Genomic DNA, 18460 nt, shown 5'->3' with positions numbered 1-18460 from the left:
ATTTCGAAACAAAAGACCTTTGTTCGAAGCGTATTGCCGTGCCTGCGGCTGGGTTAGGATCGCCCCCCACATTGGACTCGCCACGGGGGCATTCATGATCAAAAGGTATTGTTTGGCATTGCTGATGGGCTTTTTCCTGGGGGGACACGCAGGCCTGCTTTACGCGGGCGCGCTGGACAACGCTGTGCGCCGTGGCGTACTTAAAGTCGGCACCACCCCCAATAACGTGCCGTTCGAAATGCTCGATAGGCAGGGACGCATCGTCGGCTTTGAAATTGACTTGCTCCACGCCATGAGTCGCGCGCTGGGTGTAGAGCTGGAGTTGGTGGCGGTGCCCTACACGGAGTTGCTGCCAGGGCTGACGGCAAACAAATTTGATCTGATTGGCAGCGGCATGACGGTCACCCAGGAGCGCAACCTCAAGCTCAACTTCAGTGACTCCTTTATCGTGGTGGGCCAGACGGTGCTGCTGCATCCGCGCCTGGGCGCGAAGGTGTCCAGTATTGAAGAGCTGGACGACGCCAGTTACCGCGTCGTTACCATCCAAGGCACCACCGGCGAAGCCGCTGCGCAGCGCTTTCTCGTATCCGCTCGGCTCAGCAGTGTGGCTGACCCGGAAGAGGGCGTGCGGCAGGTGGTGGAAGGCAAGGCCGATGCTTTTATCCATGATGCGCCCTACAACCTGATCGCAATGAGTCGGCCACAGAACAGTGCCTTGTTGGCACTGGAGCAACCTTTTACCTTTGAGCCCTTGGCGTTTGGCCTGAAAAAAGGTGATTACGACAGCCTCAATTGGATCAACCACTTTCTCAATCAGATCGCCCAAGACGGCACCTACGATCGCCTGCATGACAAGTGGTTAAGGGACACGGCCTGGATCGCCGAGATCGACTGATCGTCATAACTGCTTACACATCAATTCCTAAGCGAGAGGCTGCGCGCAAGCGTCTGCTCCTGCTCTGGGCCTGGCCGCTGTCAGTGTTTTCCGATACACGCCGATAACATTTACCGGTGAAACCTTTGTGGCGGGCAACGAGTGGGTTAGGATCGCCCCCCGAAATGGCGCAGCCCTTTTGTGCGCCAACCTTATAAGAATCGTTCAGGGGTCTTGATGATGAAAAAGTATCTTTCGATGCTGATGCTTGGCGTCACCGCGCTGGTCGCTGCCACCGTGGCACAGGCCGGCGCCATTGATGAGGCGGTCAAGCGCGGCACGTTGAAAGTCGGCATGGACCCCACCTACATGCCGTTCGAAATGACCGACAAGCGCGGTGAAATCATCGGTTTCGAGGTCGACATCCTCAAGGCCATGGCCAAGTCCATGGGCGTCAAGCTGGAGCTGGTGTCCACCGGCTACGACGGCATCATCCCGGCTTTCCTGACCGGCAAGTTCGACATGATCGGCAGCGGCATGACCCTGACCCAGGAACGCAACCTGCGCCTGAACTTCAGCGAACCCTTCATCGTGGTCGGCCAGACGCTGCTGATCCGTAAGGAACTGGAAGGCACCATCAAGTCCTACAAAGACCTGAACGACGAGAAATACCGCCTGACCTCCAAGCTCGGCACCACCGGCGAGATGGTGGCCAAGAAGTTGATCTCCAAAGCCAAGTACCACGGCTACGACAACGAGCAGGAAGGCGTGCTCGACGTGGTCAACGGTAAGGCTGATGCGTTCGTCTACGACGCACCGTACAACGTGGTGGCCGAGAAGAAAGTCGGTAACGGCAAGCTGGTGTTCCTGGACGAACCCTTCACCTTTGAACCCCTGGCGTTCGGTTTGAAGAAAGGCGATTACGACAGCATCAACTTCATCAACAACTTCCTGCACCAGATCCGTAACGACGGCACCTACGATCGCATCCATGACAAGTGGTTCAAGAGCTCCGAGTGGCTCAAGGACATGGAATAAGGCCTCACTGGGCACCGCGTCGCGCCCTTCGCGAGCAAGCCCGCTCCCACATTTTGACCGCATTTTGATGTTACAACTCGGTCAAGTGTGGGAGCGGGCTTGCTCGCGAAGGAGGCATGACAGGCGACAAAAAACTGGAAAGTGAAATGAAACAGAAAAAAGCCCAATGGCCCTGGCACCTGCTCACGGTGGTCGTGCTGGTCGGCCTGGCGGGTGCCTTGTATTACGCCACCTCGTTGATGTCCTACGAATGGCGCTGGAACCGCGTCCCGCAGTACTTCGCTTATCAAGCCGAAACTTCCCAGCGCGCCGCGGATATTTCCACAGTGGTCGAGTTGGTACGCAAAGGCGATACGGCCGAAGTCACCCTGCGCAACGACGCCGGTGTCGAGCAAAAGCTCACCGTTGCCGATAACAGCCTGCAAGTGGCGCGCGGCGACGACGTGGCTGAAGGCGATGTGGTCGGCGTGACCCGGCAATGGGCATTGGGGCCGTTGATGTGGGGCTTGTGGACCACATTGTGGCTGTCGGTAGTGTCCGGCATCCTGGGTTTGGCGATTGGCTTGGCGACCGGGCTGTGCCGGCTGTCGAAAAACCCCACCTTGCGCGACCTGTCGACGATCTACGTCGAATTGGTGCGGGGTACGCCGCTGCTGGTGCAGATCTTCATTTTCTATTTCTTTATCGGCACGGTGCTCAACCTGTCCCGAGAGTTCGCCGGGATCGCCGCGCTGTCGTTGTTCACCGGTGCCTACGTGGCGGAAATCGTGCGCGCTGGCGTGCAGTCCATCACCCGTGGCCAGGACGAAGCGGCGCGCTCCCTGGGCTTGAGCGCCAGCCAGTCGATGCGCCACGTGGTACTGCCGCAGGCGTTCAAGCGCGTGCTGCCGCCCCTGGCCGGGCAATTTATCAGCCTGGTCAAGGACACCTCCCTGGTGTCGGTGATCGCGATTACCGAGTTGCTCAAGAGCGGCCGCGAGGTGATCACCACCTCGTTCTCGCCGTTTGAGATTCTGTTCTGTGTGGCGGGCTTGTACCTGCTGATCAACCTGCCGCTGTCGAAGATGGCCAGCCGGCTTGAGCGGAGGCTCGCCCAAAGTGATTGAAGTGCGCGATCTGGTAAAAGTCTTCGATACCCGTGGGCAAGTGGTGCGCGCGGTGGATCACGTCACCACTCAAGTGGCCAAGGGCGAGGTGCTGGTGGTTATCGGCCCTTCGGGCTCCGGCAAGTCCACTTTCCTGCGCTGCCTTAACGGCTTGGAGGCGTTCGACTCAGGTTCGGTGAGCATCGACGGCCTGCAACTGGCCGACCCCAAGACTGACGTGAATGCCTACCGCCGTGAAGTCGGCATGGTGTTCCAACACTTCAACCTCTTCCCCCACATGACCGTGCTGGAAAACCTGTGCCTGGCGCAAAAGGTCGTGCGCAAGCGTGGCAAGCCAGAGCGCGAGGCCAAGGCCCTGGCGCTGCTGGAAAAGGTCGGTATCGCGCAGAAGGCCCACGAGTTTCCATCGCGCCTGTCTGGCGGCCAGCAGCAACGTGTCGCCATTGCCCGGGCCCTGGCGATGGAGCCCAAGGTGATGCTGTTTGACGAGCCCACCTCGGCCCTCGACCCGGAAATGGTCGGTGAAGTGCTGGACGTGATGAAGACCCTGGCCCTGGAAGGCATGACCATGGTGTGCGTCACCCACGAGATGGGCTTTGCCCGGGAAGTGGCAGACCGGGTGTTGTTTTTCGACCACGGCAAATTGCTGGAAGACGCCGCCCCGGCCGAGTTCTTCAATGCGCCAAAAGACCCCCGCGCCCAAGCCTTCCTGCGCCAGGTGCTATGACTGTAGGAGCGAGCTTGCTCGCGAAAACCTTCAACGATAACGCAGCGCACCCTGAATGAACGCAGCGGCCTTGGGTTTTTTCGCGAGCAAGCTCGCTCCTACAGGGGGGAGGTTCAGAGCTTGAATTTGTCGACCAGCGTTTGCAAATCCAGGCTCAACCGCGTCAACTGAACACTCGCCGCCGCCGTTTCCTCGCTGGCGGCGGCGGTCTTTTCCGACACGTCCCGTACCTTCAACACACTGCGGTTGATCTCCTCGGCCACGGCGCTTTGCTGTTCGGCTGCGGCGGCGATCTGCGGGTTCATTTCCTGGATAATCGTCACCGTGCGGGCAATGGCAATCAGGGCATCACCGGCGTCGCGGGTCAGGGCGACGCTGTTGTCGGTCAGGCTGCGGCTGCTGTCCATGATGTCCGCCACCTGTTGGGTGCCGTTATGCAGGCCGAGGATCAGCCCTTCGATCTCCTCGGCCGATTCCTGAGTGCGTTGGGCCAGGCTGCGCACTTCGTCGGCGACCACCGCAAAGCCTTGGCCGGCAGTGCCCGCACGCGCCGCTTCAATGGCGGCGTTCAGGGCTAGCAGGTTGGTCTGCTGAGACACGGACTTGATCACGTCCAGCACACTGGCGATCTTCTGGCTCTCCTGTTGCAACGCGAGCATCGCACGGCCCGACAGCGCCATTTCACTGGCCAGGTTGCCAATCTGCTCCACGGCCTGGGTGACCACCTGCTCACCGGCGCCGGCCTGCTGGTCGGCTTCATTGGCTGCCACCGAGGCGCGTTCGGCGTGGCGCGCCACTTCCTGGGCAGTGGCGAGCATTTCATTCATTGCCGTCGCCACCTGGTCGGTTTCGTCTTTCTGCTCGTTGAGACCGCTGCGGGTCTGCTCGGTGACCGTGGATAACTGTGTAGCCGCCCCGGCGATCTGCCGGGCACTGTCGCCGATACTGCTGATCAGGCTACGCAGGCTGCGGGTCATTTGCCCGATGCTTTGCTGCAACTGGCCAAGTTCGTCACGACGGTCGACCGCCATGTCATGGCTGAGATCGCCCTCGGCAACGCGGTGCGCGGCGCTAAGGATCTCCCGCAATGGCGCTGCAATCTGCCGGGCGATCCACCAGGCGGCCAGCGCGCCGAGTGCCAGGGCGGCCACTGTCACGCTGATCAGCAACGTACGGGTGTGGTCTGCCTCGTCGTTTCGCTTGGTGTTTTGGCTTTGGCTCAACTGGTTGCTGTTTTCGCGCAGGTCATTGAGTTGCTGTTCGAAGCGGTTTTGCACGGTCTCCACATTGAGCTGGGCTTCCTTGAGCTTGATCAACTGCTCGCGATAGTTAGCCAGGTCGGTCTTGAGCAGTGCTGAGTCCACCGGCAGTGCTGTGACGGCCAGTTGCGCGATCTCCAGAGCGTCCAGCGCCTTGCCGATGGCCTCTGCATACATCGCCAGCGATTGCGCGGCCCAGGCGGGGCTCTGGGCGCGATCTTCGGCCAGCTCCATGGCCTGGCGCAGTTGCTCGATGGCATCGAGGGCCTTCTCGTCGTTCTGGTCAGGCAGGTCACTGGCAAATTGGGCGAGGGTATCGCTGGCTTGCAGAGCGATTTTTTTCAGCGCCGGGCGGATGCGCTCGCGCTGTTCGATCAAGGGCGGCAGTTGCGCCAGTGCCGCCTTGAAGTTGCTTGCAAGGCGCTTGGCTTCTTCAAGTCGCTGCAGGTCGGCTGGCTCTTTCAGGCGGTTTGAAAGGTCGGCCAGGTGCTGGTCGATCCGCTCGATTTTCGCGGCCATTTTGCCCAGGCTATCGCTGTCTGTCAGGGTGCGGTACACGATGCGGTCGGCGCGCATGGCCTCGGCGTCGACCGCCAGTTGCCCCAGGGTCGTCAGGCTGTTGGATCGGTAAAGCACGGCGTTCAAGGCTTGCCAGCCGGTGGCGGCGATCAGGAAACTGAGAATCAGCACTTGGCCAAAACCCAGGGCGAGCTTGAGGCGGACGCTGGCATTGACCAGCACGCGGGTCAGCCGAGGAAACATGGTGAACCTCCGAATCAGAGAAAGCGTTTGGCGACACCTGAAACGCTAATTCGATTCGGGCCCGTGGAGGGCTGATAACTGCGTAGGAAATTTCACAAGATGCGGCGGCTTTGGTAAGCCGCCGCGTAGGGTAATTCAGACCCGGAAGCGCCCGACCAAGGTCTGCAGGTAGATCCCCAGGCGCGCCAGTTCGGCACTGGAGGACGCGGTTTCTTCGCTGGCCGACGAAGTTTGCTCGGAGATATCCCGCACATTCAACACGCTGCGGTTGATCTCTTCAGCCACGGCGCTTTGCTGCTCGGCGGCGGTGGCGATCTGCGAGTTCATCGCCTGGATGGTCGAGACGGTGCGGGTGATATTGCCTAGCGCGTGGCCGGCGCGGCGCGTCAGCTCAACACTGCTCTCGGTCAGCCCGCGGCTGTTGTCCATGATGGTTGCCACCTGCTGGGTACCGCTTTGCAGGCCGACGATCAGCTCTTCGATCTCTTCAGTGGACTTCTGCGTGCGCTGGGCCAGGCTGCGCACCTCGTCGGCCACCACGGCAAAGCCGCGACCGGCTTCACCCGCACGCGCGGCCTCAATGGCGGCGTTAAGGGCCAGCAGGTTGGTTTGCTGGGCCACGGATTTAATCACGTCGAGCACGCTGCCGATCTTGTCGCTTTCGCGCTTGAGCTCACCCATGGCCACTGTGGAATTACCCACTTCGGTGGCCAGGCGCTCGATCTGGGCGATGGCTTCACCCACCACCTGGTCGCCTTCACGGGCTTGCTGGTCGGCGGCCACGGCGGCTTCCGAGGCCTCTTCGGCGTTGCGCGCCACTTCCTGCACGGTGGCCGCCATTTCGTTCATGGCGGTGGCCACCTGGTCGGTCTCGACCTTCTGGCTGTTGACCCCGGCGCTGGTTTGTTCGGTCACGGCCGACAACTGCTCGGCGGCGCTGGCGATCTGGGTGACACCGTCGCTGATCCCGCCGATCAACTCGCGCAGGCCCACGGTCATGCTTTGCATGGCGCGCTGCAATTGGCCCAGTTCGTCCTGGCGGCCCGATTCCAGGTTGTGGCTCAGGTCGCCGGAGGCCACGCGCTCGGCGACTTTGAGGGTCTGGTTCAGCGGGATGACGATCTGGCGGGTAATGGCCCAGGCCGCGAAGACGCCGACGATCAGCGCCAGCACGGTGGCAAGCAGCAACAGGTATTTGGCCTGCGCGGCATCTGCGTCACGCACGGCGGTCTGGGAGACGGTGAGTTTTTCACTGTGGCCCAGCAGGATGTCGCCTTGGGCGATCATGGTTTTCAGCGCTGCGGCGCTGGCGACCTGGGAATCGCGATACTGGCTGACGGCGACGCGGTAGGCTTGCAGTGAAGTCCCGGCTTCTTGCAGGTTGGCCTGGTATTGCGCAGGCAACTGGCCTTGCAGCTCGGTGATTTTCTTCAGGGCGTTGTCGATGGCATCCAGGGCCGGTTGCTCGGCTTCGACCTTGCCGCTGTAGGTGTAGCCGCGTACCTGGAAGCGCGACTGCTGGATCAGCTTGCTCTGCTCAACCACGCTGTTGAACTGGGCGACGCTGTCACCTTGCAACAGGGCTTTTTCGATTTCGTTGATCTTGGCGACGGCATTGTCGGCAGTGTCGCCGAGTTTGCTGCGCGCGCCCTCACGCTTGAGGCCCGCCTGGACCATGGCGGCGAAGGCCTTTTTGTATTGGTTCAGGGCTTCCTGCTGCTGCTCGACCAGGGCTTTATCGTCAGGTTGCTCGATCAGCTCGGCAGCGGTCTTCAGGCCACTGTCGAGGTGGGCGAGCAGGCCGTCGACCTTGTCCGTGCCTTGCTCGCCACGGCGCATATCGAAGTCCAGGCGTGCCAGGCGCAGGTCTTTGGTCAGGCCATTGAGGCTGGAAATAAAGCCCAGCTTGTCACCGCGACTGATCACATCCCCCAGGCCGGTCCAGCCGGTAAAGGTGATCAACAGCGTCAGGAGCAACACCAGGCCAAAGCCCACGCTCAGCTTGCGGTTGACGCTTACATTCCCCAGTTTCTCGGCTAACCAACGATACATGCTGCGAACTCCCCTGGAACAAGGCTTGGACTTATTCACAGGCTATCGGCACGGGGGCAGGATACTGTAGCGATGCACATCTAATGTAGCAGCGAGCTTGCTCGCGAAAAACGTCAACGGTAACGCGTGCTTCCTGAGTAAACGCGGCGTCTGTGAGGTTTTCGCGAGCAAGCTCGCTCCTACAGAAGGCGAGATGATCGCTTGATCTGCGGGGGGTTAGAACAGGCGGGCGAGCAGGGCGGTTACGGCGGTTTCGACGCGCAAAATACGTGCACCCAACTGCACCGGCTGCAACCCGGCCTTGGCCAGCAGGTCCACTTCATAGGGAATCCAGCCGCCTTCCGGGCCGATGGCCAGGGTCACCGGTTCTTCCAGGGCTCGGGGGCAAGCCGGGTAATCGCCCGGATGGCCGATCAGACCCAGGGTGCCAGCCGCCATGGCCGGCAGCCGGTCTTCGACAAACGGCTTGAAGCGTTTCTCGATAATGATCTCGGGCAGTACCGTGTCCCGCGCTTGTTCCAGGCCGAGAATCAGTTGCTCGCGCACCGCTTCAGGCTCCAGGAACGGGGTTTGCCAGAAGCTTTTTTCCACCCGGTAGCTGTTGACCAGTACCACCTTGGGCACGCCCATGGCCGCCACTGTTTGCAGCACCCGGCGTAGCATCTTCGGGCGGGGCAGAGCCAGCAGCAAGGTCACGGGCAGTTTGCTCGGCGGCGGTTGGTCGAAGCTCACTTGCAGTTCGGCTTCGGCGGCTTCCAGGCGCAGCAATTGGGCATTGCCCATCAGCCCGCCAATGCGGCCTACGCGCAGGGTGTCACCGACGGCGGCGCGGTGAACCTCCTGCATATGCACCAGGCGCCGATCACGCAGCACTACGCGGTCGGCCGCGATAAAGTCGGCCTCTTCGAGCAGCAGCAGGTTCACGGCTGGGTCGCTGGCGGCTGGTCGTCGTCGACAGGCGCGTCATCCGGGTGTTCGCCACGCTTGCTGATCAAGCCGCTGAACAGGATGCCCACTTCGAACAGCATCCACATCGGCACCGCCAACAAGGTCTGGGAGAAGATGTCCGGCGGTGTGAGGATCATGCCGACCACGAAGCAGCCAATGATCACGTACGGGCGGATCTTCTTCAGGTACTTGACGTCGACCACGCCGATCCACACCAGCAACACCACCGCCACCGGGATTTCGAATGCCACGCCGAAGGCGAAGAACAGCGTCATCACGAAATCGAGGTAGCTGGTGATATCGGTCATCATTTCCACGCCGGCCGGGGTGGCAGCGGCGAAGAACTTGAAGATCAGCGGGAACACCAGGAAGTAGGCGAAGGCCATGCCGGTGTAGAACAGCAGGATGCTCGACACCAGCAACGGCACGGCGATGCGCTTCTCATGCTTGTACAGGCCCGGCGCGATAAAGCCCCAGATTTGATGCAGGATCACCGGGATCGCCAGGAACAGCGAGACCATCATGGTCAGCTTCAAGGGCGTCAGGAACGGCGACGAGACATCGGTGGCGATCATCGTCGCGCCGGCTGGCAGGTACTGGCGCAGGGGCGTCGAGACGAAGGTGTAGATCTGCTGGGTAAAGGCGAACAGCCCGGCAAAGATGATGAAGATCGCCGCCACGCAACGCAGCAGGCGGGTACGCAGCTCGGTGAGGTGCGAGACCAGCGGCATGTGCTGGTCGTTTTCCGGTTTATCAGCGCTCATGGGGCTCGCGGCGGCAATGTAGGGTCATGGGGGGCGGGCGACGCAACGGGCGTCGGCGCAGGCGTCGTTGGGGCTGGCGCTGCCGGTGCGGCGTCGGCCACAGGGGCTGGCGCGATGCTGTGCTCGGCCACCGGCGTTACCGGCTTGGCCGGCTCTTGCACCGGGGAAAGAATCTTGCGGGCTTCCTGCTCCAACGAGAGGATATGTTCGTTGTGCAATTGCCGGCGGATTTCGTCGGCACCGATTTCCCGTTCAACTTCCTGTTTGATCGCGTTGAAACTGCGCTTGAGGCGCCCGATCCACAAGCCGGCGGTGCGTGCGGCACCGGGCAGGCGTTCCGGCCCCAGTACCAGCAAGGCCACCAGGCCGACGAGCAGCAGTTCAGAGAAGCTGATACCAAACATTAGTCAGTGCTCACGAGTCTTTGCGGGTCGGCTCTTGGACCTTTTCAGCCTGAACGTCGAAGGTACGGCGCTCGGTGATCGGCTGGGTGGCCTGCGGGTGAACAGGCTGGGCCGGTGGCACCGGGTTGGCGCTTGGCTCGGCTGGCTTTTCATCATCGTTCATGGCTTTGCGAAAGCCCTTGATCGACTCGCCCACATCGGTGCCCAGGTTCTTGAGTTTCTTGGTACCGAACACCAATACCACCACCACCAGAATGACGATCCAGTGTTTCCAGTCAAAAATGCCCATGCTTCAAATCCTCAAGTCTTAGTTATTCAGGCGGACGGGCGCGAAGCCTTCTCGGCGTGCCCGGACAAGCCGAAGCGACGGTCCAGTTCATCCAGCACGACCTGTGGGTGCTGCCCCAGTTGGGCGAGCATCACCAGGCTATGGAACCACAAGTCTGCGGTCTCATAGATTACATCGCTGTAATCACCGCTGATTTGCGCGTCCTTGGCCGCAATGATGGTCTCGACGGATTCTTCGCCGAGTTTTTCCAGAATCTTGTTCAGACCCTTGTGGTACAGGCTGGCGACGTAGGAGCTGTCGGCATCCGCGCCTTTGCGGTCTTCCAGCACCTGGGCCACACGGTTCAGGGTATCGCTCATGTTCAGTGTCCTGCTGGGTAGATGGCGTGCGGGTCTTTGAGCACCGGCTCCACAATCTTCCATTCGCCATTCTCGAACACGCGATAGAAGCAACTGTGGCGGCCAGTGTGGCAGGCAATGCCGCCGATCTGTTCGACCTTGAGGATCACCACGTCGGCATCGCAGTCCAGGCGCAGCTCATGCAGGGTCTGCACGTGCCCGGATTCTTCGCCCTTGCGCCACAGTTTGCCACGCGAACGTGACCAGTAGATGGCGCGCTGCTCGGCGGCGGTAAGGCTCAGGGCCTCGCGGTTCATCCAGGCCATCATCAGCACGCGCCCGGTCTTGTAGTCCTGGGCAATGGCCGGCACCAGGCCGTCATTGTCCCATTTGATCTCATCCAGCCAGTCTTTCATGTTCGGCTCCGGCAATTTGCGACAGTGTATAACCGGATTGGCTATCGACGCACGATCAGATAAACACCCACGGCGACCATGATGCCGGCTGGCCAGTGGCCCAGTTGGTTCAATGGCCCACCAATCGCCAGCATCACCCCGCCCACCAGGTGCGCGGCGCCGAGCAGGCGCAGGAACCAATCGTCCTTGCGCTTGCGCCACGGTGGCTCAGGGTCCTTGGCGTGGGGCTGGGACATGCGCTCCAGCAGGTCGCGGGTCATGTTGGCCAGGTGCGGCAGCTGTTCGAACTGGCTGTGCAGGTTGCCCAGCATGGTTTTGGGGCTCATGCGCTCGCGCATCCAGCGTTCCAGGAAGGGTTGCGCGGTGTTCCACAAATCGAGGTCCGGGTACAGCTGGCGGCCCAGGCCTTCGATGTTCAGCAGGGTCTTTTGCAACAGCACCAGTTGCGGCTGCACTTCCATATTGAAGCGCCGCGCGGTCTGGAACAGGCGCATCAGCACCTGGCCGAAGGAAATATCTTTTAACGGTTTTTCGAAGATCGGCTCACACACCGTGCGGATCGCCGCTTCGAATTCATTGAGCTTGGTTTCCGCCGGCACCCAGCCCGAATCAATGTGCAACTGCGCCACACGGCGGTAGTCGCGCTTGAAGAAGGCAAACAGGTTGCGCGCCAGGTAATCCTGGTCTTCAGGGGTGAGGCTGCCGACGATGCCGCAGTCGATGGCGATGTACTGCGGGCTCCACGGGTTGACGGTGCTGACGAAGATGTTGCCCGGGTGCATGTCGGCGTGGAAGAAACTGTCGCGGAACACTTGGGTGAAGAAAATCTCCACGCCGCGCTCGGCCAGCATCTTCATGTCGGTGCGCTGGTCGGCCAGGGTCGCAAGGTCGGTGACCTGCACGCCGTAGATGCGCTCCATCACCAGCACTTTTGGCCGGCACCAGTCCCAATACACTTGCGGCACGTACAGCAATTGCGAACCTTCGAAGTTGCGTCGCAATTGGCTGGCGTTGGCCGCCTCGCGCAGCAGGTCGAGTTCGTCGTAGATGGTTTTTTCGTAGTCGGCGACCACGTCCACCGGGTGCAGCAGGCGCGCATCGGCCGAGAAGCGTTCGGCCGCGCGGGCGAGGACAAACAGCCACGCCAGGTCCTGGCCGATGATCGGCTTGAGGCCTGGGCGAATGACTTTCACCACCACTTCTTCGCCGGTCTTGAGTTGCGCGGCGTGCACTTGCGCCACCGACGCCGAGGCCAGGGGCTCGACGTCGAAGCGGCTGAACACCTCGCTGATCTTCTGGCCCAGCTGTTCTTCGATCAGCGCCATCGACTGCTGCGAGTCGAATGGCGGCACGCGGTCTTGCAGCAGCATCAGCTCGTCGGCGATGTCTTCGGGCAACAGGTCGCGGCGGGTGGAGAGGATCTGCCCGAACTTGATGAAGATCGGCCCCAAGTCCTGCAACGCCAGGCGCAGGCTGGCGCCACGGCTCAACGGCGACGGCTTGCGCGGCAACCAGCGCCACGGCAGCACATAACGCACCGCCAGCAAAAACCACGGCAAGGGCAGGGCAAACAGCAGGTCATCGAGACGGTAGCGGATTACGACGCGCTGGATACGAAACAAACGGCGGACGGCGAGCAGCTTCATGCGTTATCGCTTGGATCAAGGGAACGGCTCAAGCGCTCGAAGCGGGCCTCGAGGCGTTCCAGGTCGATTTTGGCCTTGTCGAGCTCGCGAAAGCGCGCTTGCGCTTCCCGTTGCCCGACCAGGGTGCGCGATTCTTCGCTCAGGTATTCGGCAAGGTTCTGGTTGAGGCTGGCGAACCCTTGCTGATACCAGCGCGAGCGGCTGCGCAGGTGCCCGCTGATCAACTGGGTGGCGACGGGGCCGATCCAGCGCGACAGTTCGTATTCCCAGTCCAGCTCCAGGTCTTGCAGCACGGCGGCCAGGTCCATCAGCACCGCGCTGTCGCCTTCCAGCTCCACCTCGGGGCTGTGGAGGATGGCAGTCTTGTTGCGGCTCAGTGCCAGGTGCAACAGGCTGGAGGCCGGCGCACGCAAGGTGCAATCGGCTTCAGCGGCCCATTGGGTGGCGAGCAGCAGGCCTTCATCGCTGGGCAGGATAAACAGCTGCAAGGTGGGGCTGCGGCAATCGACGGCGATGACTTTGCCGGTCAGGTGCGCGAGCCGCGCCAGGGCGGTGCTGTCCAGGCGCAGTACACGGTTGAGGCCGTGCTCGACGCTGGCGAGAAGACCTTGCAGCAGCATCAGGGCTTGATGCCGCGGTGCAGGGCGACGATGCCGGACGTCATGTTGTGGTAGGTCACGCGGTCGAAACCGGCCTCCACCATCATCGACTTCAGGGTTTCCTGGTCCGGGTGCATGCGGATCGACTCGGCCAGGTAGCGGTAGCTCTCGGCATCGTTGGTGATCAACTTGCCCATCAACGGCATGAAGGCGAAGGAGTACGTGTCGTAGACCTTGGACATCAGCGCGTTGGTCGGCTTGGAGAACTCCAGCACCAGCAGGCGGCCACCCGGCTTGAGCACGCGCAGCATCGAGCGGATCGCGTCTTCCTTGTGGGTCACGTTTCGCAGGCCGAAGGCAATGGTCACGCAGTCGAAATGGTTGTCGGGGAACGGCAGCTTTTCAGCGTCGGCCTGGACGAATTCGATATTGCCGGCCACGCCTTTGTCGAGCAGGCGGTCGCGGCCAACCTTGAGCATCGAGCCGTTGATATCGGCCAATACCACCTGGCCGGTGGGGCCAACCAGCTTGGAGAACTTGGCCGCCAGGTCGCCGGTGCCACCGGCGATGTCCAGCACCCGGTTGCCGGTGCGTACGCCCGACAACTCGATGGTGAAGCGCTTCCACAGGCGGTGCATGCCGCCGGAGAGCACGTCGTTCATCAGGTCGTACTTGGCTGCCACGGAGTGGAACACCTCAGCGACTTTTTCCGCCTTTTGGCTTTCCGGGACGTTCTTGAAGCCGAAGTGAGTGGTGGGTTCGGCATCGCTGCCTTTGCGCTGATCAGTCATATCGCTGTCACCAAAAGAGAATGCGGGACATGATAATCCCCAGGGCCTACTTTGTCTTGGCAAGGCTGCAGGTAAGATAGGCGCTCATCGAGACCTTTTGCCGCATGGCGGGTGTTCTGAGTCGTTATAAAGAGGAGTCATTGCAATGGCCCGTATTACCGTTGAGCGTGAACACACCCTGGGAAAAGAACAGGCGCGGGCCAAGGCTGAGCAATTGGCGCGCAAACTCGAGGATAAATATGGGGTGGAGTCCTCATGGGCTGGCGACACCCTGAAGCTCAAGCGCTCCGGGGTTAAAGGCACGGTATTGGTGGCCGATGATTCGCTGCGCATTGATGTGGAACTTGGCCTGTTGATGTCGGCCATGAGTGGCACGATCAAGTCCGAAATCGAAAAAGCCCTGGATAAGGCCCTGGCCTGATACGCCTGTGCTTAGGGTGCCGATTCTAATTTTAAACCCTACTTTGTGCCCAAGCCCTCAACTCCTGCGGGCTGTCCGCCACCCAATTCTGTGTGAGGTGCACCATGGCCAAAGTTATTTTGAAGAAAAAAATCGACGTTCAGACTACCCCTCTGAGTGAGGTTAAAAGCTATGCCCGCAAGATCTGGCTGGCGGGTCTTGGTGCCTACGCCAAGGTCGGCAGCGAGGGCGGCGAGTACTTCAAGGAACTCGTTAGAAGCGGTCAACGTGTTGAAAGTAAAGGTAAAAAAGTTGTAGTTGAACAACTTGATGCCGCCAACAGTCAGATTGACCAAGTAAAGAGTAACGTCTCCGGCGTCAAAGGCCTGGTTGAAGTTCAACTGGATAAAGTTGAAAAAGCTTTTGATACTCGTGTCGCCAGTGCCTTGAATCGGATCGGCATTGCGTCTAAACATGACGTGGAGACACTCTCTGCTAAGCTCGAAGAGCTGACGGCATTGCTCGAACGTGTCGCGCGTAAACACTAAGGAGACATCGGGATGGCTGTTAAAAAGACTACTCAGAAAGAAGGCAGCTCGTGGGTCGGGAAAGTTGAAGAATATTCCCGCAAAATCTGGCTCGCTGGTTTAGGCGTGTACTCGAAGATCGACAGTGACGGCAGCAAACTCTTCGAGACCCTGGTTAAAGACGGCGAGAAAGCCGAGAAGTTGACCAAGAGCACGGTTGGTAAAAAAGTCGACGCTGCCAAGGCGAGCGCGGGTTCCGCCAAGTCGAGCATTTCGGATACCTGGGGCAAGTTGGAAGAGACTTTCGACAAACGCCTCAACAGTGCTATTTCGCGACTGGGCGTACCGAGCAAGGCGGAGTTGAAGGCGCTGCACAGCAAGGTCGATACCTTGACCAAGCAAATCGAAAAACTCACCGGCGCCAAAGCGGCTCCCGCCAAGACCGCCGCCGCCAAGCCTGCAGCAAAACCGGCGGCCAAACCAGCAGCTAAAACCGCAGCTGCAAAACCCGCCGCCAAAACTGCCGCCAAGCCTCTGGTTAAAGCCGCCGCCAAACCGGCTGCAAAACCTGCTGCAAAAGCGCCAGCCAAAGCTGCTGCAAAACCTGCGGCCAAGCCAGCGGCTAAAACCGCTGCCGCCAAACCTGCAGCCAAGCCTGCCGCTAAGCCAGTGGCCGCTAAAACCGCCGCCAAACCAGCGGCGAAACCGGCTGCCAAACCTGCGGCTAAAACCGCTGCGGCTAAACCTGCTGCCAAGCCCGCCGCTGCGAAACCAGCGGCCAAACCTGCCGCGGCCAAAAAGCCTGCGGTAGCGAAAAAACCGGCAGCCGCCAAGCCCGCCGCAACGGCCAAGCCAGCCACGGCGCCAGCACCGGCCGCTTCTACCGCTAATTCGGTGTCCGCACCGACGCATGCGGCAGCTACCCCGACTGCAACGCCGGCCACCCCGACGCCATCCAGTCAGTCCTGATTTCTACGGGACACAAAAAAACGCCCGGTCTGCGAAGATCGGGCGTTTTTTATGAAGATCCAAGAAACGCCGCATTTCCAATGTGGGAGCGGGCTTGCGCGCGAAGGCGGTGTGTCAGTTGATGCATGTGCAAGCTGATACTCCGCCTTCGCGAGCAAGCCCGCTCCCACACTTCAATCCAGGTCATCCAGATATTTGAGTGCGAACCGCTCGGTCGCCTGCCGCGCCGTTGGCAGCAGATGCGGCGCCACCAGCATCATGATCTGGTACACCACCACCCGCACCTCACCTTCACGGTCCAGGATCCGCTGGTAATCCAGCGAAAACAGCAAAGTCAGGGTGATCTGCTCCACCAGTTGCCCCAACGCCTGGGTATCGCTGACCAGTTGCCCTGCCGCCTTCAGCCGAGCAAGCAATGACGCCAAGGTGCGCTTGAGCGCCGTGAGCAGGTGACGGATCCCCTTGGCCAGCTTGGGCAAGCGCCCGGCCAGGTTCGACAGGTCCTGGAACAGAAACCGGTAGTGGGCCATGCGCTCGACAATCAGGTGCAGGAACAGCCAGTAATCCTCGGCCTCCAGTTGCGCATCGACGGGAGGGTCCAGCAGAGGCGCCAGCTCAGATTGAAAACGCTCGAACAGCCCGAGCACCAGGGGCTCTTTGCCATGGAAGTGGTAGTAGAGGTTGCCGGGGCTGATCCCCATTTCATTGGCCACCTCCATGGTCGACACGTTCGGTTCGCCCTTTTGGTTGAACAACTGCAGGGCACATTCAAGGATACGGTCGCGGGTCTTCATCCAGTCTTCTTAAAGTTGATCGCTGAGCTCAGCGCACTCGCACGTAAGTGCCCGGCGCCGCTTCCATCGGTGGGTAATTCTGGTTGCCCAGGGCGGTGAGGGTTTCGCGTTGTACACCGGAACGTTTTTGCACCCACTCCAGCCACTGCGGCCACCAACTGCCTTCGACGTGCTGGGCGTCGTAATACCAGGCCCGTGGGTCGCTGCTCAGCTTGGGGTTCTCGACGTAGTTGGCCTTGGGGTTGCCCGGTGGGTTGAGGATGCTCTGGATATGCCCGCTGTTGGACAGCACAAAGCGCCGCTCGCCACCCAGCAGTTGCGTGGAGCGATACACCGCATCCCACGGGGTGATGTGGTCGTTGATGCCGGCCACGCTGAAGCTGTCCACCGCGACCTTGCGCAAGTCGATGGGCGTGCCGCATACCTCCAGGCCGCCAGGGTGGCTCAGGGGGTTGTGCTTGAAAAAATCCAGCAGATCGCCGTGCAAGGCCGCAGGCAGGCGCGTGTTGTCGTTGTTCCAGTACAGGATGTCGAATGCCGGCGGTTCCTTGCCCAGCAGGTAATTGTTGATCCAGTAATTCCAGATCAGGTCGTTGGGGCGCATCCAGGCAAACACCTTGGCCATGTCGCGACCATCCAGCACGCCTTGCTGGTAGGAGCGGCGCTTGGCGGCCTCCAGGGTTTGCTCATCGGCGAATAGGGTTGCGGGGCTGTCGATCTGGCTGTCCAGCAGGCTTACCAGGTAACTGGCGCTGGAGATGCGCCGCAACTGGCGCTTGGCTTGCAGGTGGCCTTGCAGCGCGGCGATGGTCAGGCCCCCGGCGCAGGCGCCCATCAGGTTGACCTCGCGGGCGCCGGTGATGGCCCGGCACACGTTGAGCGCTTCTTCCAGCGCCGCCACGTAGGTGGACAGGCCCCATTCGCGATGCCGCACGTCCGGGTTACGCCAGCTGACCATAAAGGTCTGCAGGCCGTTTTTGAGCGCGTATTGCACAAAGCTGTTGGCCGGGCTCAGGTCGAAAATGTAGTACTTGTTGATTTGCGGCGGCACCACCAGCAGTGGCTTGGCGTACTGTTTTTCGCTCATGGGCTTGTATTGGATCAGCTCCAGCAGCTCATTGCGAAACACCACCGAACCGGGCGTGGTCGCCACGGTCTTGCCCACTTCGAAAGCGTGCTTGCTGACCTGGCGCGGCAAACCGTTGTTGTGCAGCAGGTCTTCGAACAAATTACTCACGCCACGCACTACGCTGTTGCCGCCGGAGTTGAGCAACTCCTTGATCGCCAGCGGGTTGAGCAGGGTGTTGGAAGGGGACACGGCATCGTTGAGCAGGGCGAAGGCGAACTGCGCGCGGGCGCGATCATCGTCACTGAGGGCGCTGTCATCGATCCACTGCCGTGTCTGTTTTTGCCAGCTCAGATAGGCTTGCAAGCTGCGGCGGTACAGCGGGTTGAGCTTCCAGGTGGGGTCGCTGAAGCGATGGTCCCTGGGGTTGGGTTCGTGCACGGTCTCACCCAGCAGCACGCGGCCCAGTTGGCCGCCCAGGGCCAGGGCGTGGCGGGCGGTGTGCACCGGGTTGCGCAGGCCATGCGCGGCCACGGTACGCAGGGTCGACAGCAAGTCCCGGCCACGCAGGCCGGTGATCGCATTTTGTGCGTTGATGAACGTAGCGGGGGTGGGCGCCGGGTTCGTCACGGGTCTTTCTCGCATGAGCCAACACTCCTTCGTCAAGACATCAAGCAGGCACGCCAATCCA

At 61.0% G+C, this 18460-nt stretch carries 20 protein-coding genes and 1 pseudogene; 7 read left to right on the top strand and 14 right to left on the bottom strand.

Annotation, left to right across the window (positions count from 1 at the left end; translation table 11 throughout):
* Positions 1 to 94 precede the first annotated feature (94 nt).
* The 4 genes from MF6394_RS09015 to MF6394_RS09000 all read left to right on the top strand — a co-directional run bounded on the left by MF6394_RS09015 (position 95) and on the right by MF6394_RS09000 (position 3745).
* Positions 95 to 895, top strand: a complete 801-nt coding sequence (locus MF6394_RS09015) for a transporter substrate-binding domain-containing protein (protein ID WP_047712385.1) — start codon at positions 95 to 97, stop codon at positions 893 to 895.
* Positions 896 to 1114: 219 nt separating this feature from the next.
* Entirely contained in the window at positions 1115 to 1912 is a 798-nt protein-coding gene (locus tag MF6394_RS09010) for a transporter substrate-binding domain-containing protein (RefSeq protein ID WP_032893985.1), read from the top strand.
* Between the two features lie 146 nt (positions 1913 to 2058).
* Positions 2059 to 3018 (top strand): amino acid ABC transporter permease, encoded by a 960-nt coding sequence (locus tag MF6394_RS09005; protein ID WP_032893984.1) that lies wholly within the window; start codon positions 2059 to 2061, stop codon positions 3016 to 3018.
* Positions 3011 to 3745 carry an amino acid ABC transporter ATP-binding protein gene (locus MF6394_RS09000; protein ID WP_044270688.1) on the top strand — a complete coding sequence of 245 codons (735 nt, stop codon included), beginning with the start codon at positions 3011 to 3013 and terminating at the stop codon, positions 3743 to 3745. The genes MF6394_RS09005 and MF6394_RS09000 overlap by 8 nt, the downstream gene beginning before the upstream one ends.
* A gap of 113 nt (positions 3746 to 3858) precedes the next feature.
* Here the strand turns inward: MF6394_RS09000 and MF6394_RS08995 are convergent, their stop codons facing one another.
* The 12 genes and pseudogenes from MF6394_RS08995 to ubiE form a co-directional block, all read right to left on the bottom strand.
* Positions 3859 to 5766 (bottom strand): methyl-accepting chemotaxis protein, encoded by a 1908-nt coding sequence (locus MF6394_RS08995; protein WP_078466528.1) that lies wholly within the window; start codon positions 5764 to 5766, stop codon positions 3859 to 3861.
* A 135-nt stretch (positions 5767 to 5901) separates the two neighbouring features.
* Complete coding sequence (locus MF6394_RS35170; RefSeq protein ID WP_370712509.1) at positions 5902 to 6615, bottom strand: methyl-accepting chemotaxis protein; 714 nt, start codon at positions 6613 to 6615, stop codon at positions 5902 to 5904.
* Positions 6616 to 6759: 144 nt separating this feature from the next.
* A pseudogene (locus MF6394_RS35165) lies at positions 6760 to 7818 on the bottom strand (methyl-accepting chemotaxis protein); the annotation flags it as partial.
* A 216-nt stretch (positions 7819 to 8034) separates the two neighbouring features.
* The gene (locus MF6394_RS08985) at positions 8035 to 8742 is read right to left on the bottom strand and encodes a 16S rRNA (uracil(1498)-N(3))-methyltransferase (protein WP_047712388.1); all 708 of its coding nucleotides are present in this window, start codon (positions 8740 to 8742) and stop codon (positions 8035 to 8037) included.
* Positions 8739 to 9530 (bottom strand): twin-arginine translocase subunit TatC, encoded by a 792-nt coding sequence (tatC, locus tag MF6394_RS08980; protein ID WP_003187874.1) that lies wholly within the window; start codon positions 9528 to 9530, stop codon positions 8739 to 8741. Before tatC ends, MF6394_RS08985 begins: the two co-directional genes overlap by 4 nt.
* The gene (gene tatB / locus MF6394_RS08975; RefSeq protein ID WP_003187876.1) at positions 9527 to 9934 is read right to left on the bottom strand and encodes a Sec-independent protein translocase protein TatB; all 408 of its coding nucleotides are present in this window, start codon (positions 9932 to 9934) and stop codon (positions 9527 to 9529) included. Before tatB ends, tatC begins: the two co-directional genes overlap by 4 nt.
* 10 nt (positions 9935 to 9944) lie before the next feature.
* On the bottom strand, positions 9945 to 10223 hold the full coding sequence (locus MF6394_RS08970; protein ID WP_003187877.1) for a twin-arginine translocase TatA/TatE family subunit: 279 nt from the start codon (positions 10221 to 10223) through the stop codon (positions 9945 to 9947).
* A 26-nt stretch (positions 10224 to 10249) separates the two neighbouring features.
* A complete protein-coding gene (locus MF6394_RS08965) occupies positions 10250 to 10582 on the bottom strand; it encodes a phosphoribosyl-ATP diphosphatase (RefSeq protein WP_078466527.1) in 333 nt (110 codons plus the stop codon).
* 2 nt (positions 10583 to 10584) lie between these two features.
* A complete protein-coding gene (gene hisI / locus MF6394_RS08960; protein ID WP_044270698.1) occupies positions 10585 to 10977 on the bottom strand; it encodes a phosphoribosyl-AMP cyclohydrolase in 393 nt (130 codons plus the stop codon).
* Between the two features lie 41 nt (positions 10978 to 11018).
* On the bottom strand, positions 11019 to 12623 hold the full coding sequence (ubiB, locus tag MF6394_RS08955; RefSeq protein WP_032893976.1) for a ubiquinone biosynthesis regulatory protein kinase UbiB: 1605 nt from the start codon (positions 12621 to 12623) through the stop codon (positions 11019 to 11021).
* Complete coding sequence (locus MF6394_RS08950) at positions 12620 to 13243, bottom strand: ubiquinone biosynthesis accessory factor UbiJ (protein ID WP_078466526.1); 624 nt, start codon at positions 13241 to 13243, stop codon at positions 12620 to 12622. Before MF6394_RS08950 ends, ubiB begins: the two co-directional genes overlap by 4 nt.
* Complete coding sequence (gene ubiE, locus MF6394_RS08945) at positions 13243 to 14013, bottom strand: bifunctional demethylmenaquinone methyltransferase/2-methoxy-6-polyprenyl-1,4-benzoquinol methylase UbiE (protein ID WP_003171186.1); 771 nt, start codon at positions 14011 to 14013, stop codon at positions 13243 to 13245. Before ubiE ends, MF6394_RS08950 begins: the two co-directional genes overlap by 1 nt.
* A gap of 145 nt (positions 14014 to 14158) precedes the next feature.
* Here ubiE and MF6394_RS08940 point away from each other — a divergent pair, with 145 nt between their 5' ends.
* From MF6394_RS08940 to MF6394_RS08930, 3 genes are all read left to right on the top strand, one after another.
* On the top strand, positions 14159 to 14434 hold the full coding sequence (locus tag MF6394_RS08940; protein WP_034125562.1) for a polyhydroxyalkanoic acid system family protein: 276 nt from the start codon (positions 14159 to 14161) through the stop codon (positions 14432 to 14434).
* 104 nt (positions 14435 to 14538) lie between these two features.
* The gene (locus MF6394_RS08935) at positions 14539 to 14961 is read left to right on the top strand and encodes a phasin family protein (protein WP_032893974.1); all 423 of its coding nucleotides are present in this window, start codon (positions 14539 to 14541) and stop codon (positions 14959 to 14961) included.
* Positions 14962 to 14973: 12 nt separating this feature from the next.
* Positions 14974 to 15909, top strand: a complete 936-nt coding sequence (locus tag MF6394_RS08930; protein WP_044270701.1) for a phasin family protein — start codon at positions 14974 to 14976, stop codon at positions 15907 to 15909.
* 173 nt (positions 15910 to 16082) lie between these two features.
* Here the strand turns inward: MF6394_RS08930 and MF6394_RS08925 are convergent, their stop codons facing one another.
* On the bottom strand, positions 16083 to 16703 hold the full coding sequence (locus MF6394_RS08925) for a TetR/AcrR family transcriptional regulator (protein WP_044270704.1): 621 nt from the start codon (positions 16701 to 16703) through the stop codon (positions 16083 to 16085).
* Between the two features lie 28 nt (positions 16704 to 16731).
* Positions 16732 to 18414, bottom strand: coding sequence for a class II poly(R)-hydroxyalkanoic acid synthase (phaC, locus tag MF6394_RS08920; protein ID WP_047712391.1), 1683 nt, complete (start codon positions 18412 to 18414; stop codon positions 16732 to 16734).
* Positions 18415 to 18460: the final 46 nt, after the last annotated feature.

It is taken from the genome of Pseudomonas sp. MF6394, from assembly GCF_002018845.1.
GTDB lineage: Bacteria > Pseudomonadota > Gammaproteobacteria > Pseudomonadales > Pseudomonadaceae > Aquipseudomonas > Aquipseudomonas lactis.
This window is presented reverse-complemented; position numbering and strand designations above follow the sequence as displayed.

Coding starts and splice junctions, on each gene's coding strand:
- MF6394_RS09015 (WP_047712385.1), top strand. CDS start 95: ATGATCAAAAGGTATTGTTTGGCATTGCTGATGGGCTTTTTCCTGGGG.
- MF6394_RS09010 (WP_032893985.1), top strand. CDS start 1,115: ATGAAAAAGTATCTTTCGATGCTGATGCTTGGCGTCACCGCGCTGGTC.
- MF6394_RS09005 (WP_032893984.1), top strand. CDS start 2,059: ATGAAACAGAAAAAAGCCCAATGGCCCTGGCACCTGCTCACGGTGGTC.
- MF6394_RS08995 (WP_078466528.1), bottom strand. CDS start 5,766: ATGTTTCCTCGGCTGACCCGCGTGCTGGTCAATGCCAGCGTCCGCCTC.
- MF6394_RS35170 (WP_370712509.1), bottom strand. CDS start 6,615: ATGAACGAAATGGCGGCCACCGTGCAGGAAGTGGCGCGCAACGCCGAA.
- tatC (WP_003187874.1), bottom strand. CDS start 9,530: ATGAGCGCTGATAAACCGGAAAACGACCAGCACATGCCGCTGGTCTCG.
- tatB (WP_003187876.1), bottom strand. CDS start 9,934: ATGTTTGGTATCAGCTTCTCTGAACTGCTGCTCGTCGGCCTGGTGGCC.
- MF6394_RS08970 (WP_003187877.1), bottom strand. CDS start 10,223: ATGGGCATTTTTGACTGGAAACACTGGATCGTCATTCTGGTGGTGGTG.
- MF6394_RS08965 (WP_078466527.1), bottom strand. CDS start 10,582: ATGAGCGATACCCTGAACCGTGTGGCCCAGGTGCTGGAAGACCGCAAA.
- hisI (WP_044270698.1), bottom strand. CDS start 10,977: ATGAAAGACTGGCTGGATGAGATCAAATGGGACAATGACGGCCTGGTG.
- ubiB (WP_032893976.1), bottom strand. CDS start 12,623: ATGAAGCTGCTCGCCGTCCGCCGTTTGTTTCGTATCCAGCGCGTCGTA.
- MF6394_RS08950 (WP_078466526.1), bottom strand. CDS start 13,243: ATGCTGCTGCAAGGTCTTCTCGCCAGCGTCGAGCACGGCCTCAACCGT.
- ubiE (WP_003171186.1), bottom strand. CDS start 14,013: ATGACTGATCAGCGCAAAGGCAGCGATGCCGAACCCACCACTCACTTC.
- MF6394_RS08940 (WP_034125562.1), top strand. CDS start 14,159: ATGGCCCGTATTACCGTTGAGCGTGAACACACCCTGGGAAAAGAACAG.
- MF6394_RS08935 (WP_032893974.1), top strand. CDS start 14,539: ATGGCCAAAGTTATTTTGAAGAAAAAAATCGACGTTCAGACTACCCCT.
- MF6394_RS08930 (WP_044270701.1), top strand. CDS start 14,974: ATGGCTGTTAAAAAGACTACTCAGAAAGAAGGCAGCTCGTGGGTCGGG.
- MF6394_RS08925 (WP_044270704.1), bottom strand. CDS start 16,703: ATGAAGACCCGCGACCGTATCCTTGAATGTGCCCTGCAGTTGTTCAAC.
- phaC (WP_047712391.1), bottom strand. CDS start 18,414: ATGCGAGAAAGACCCGTGACGAACCCGGCGCCCACCCCCGCTACGTTC.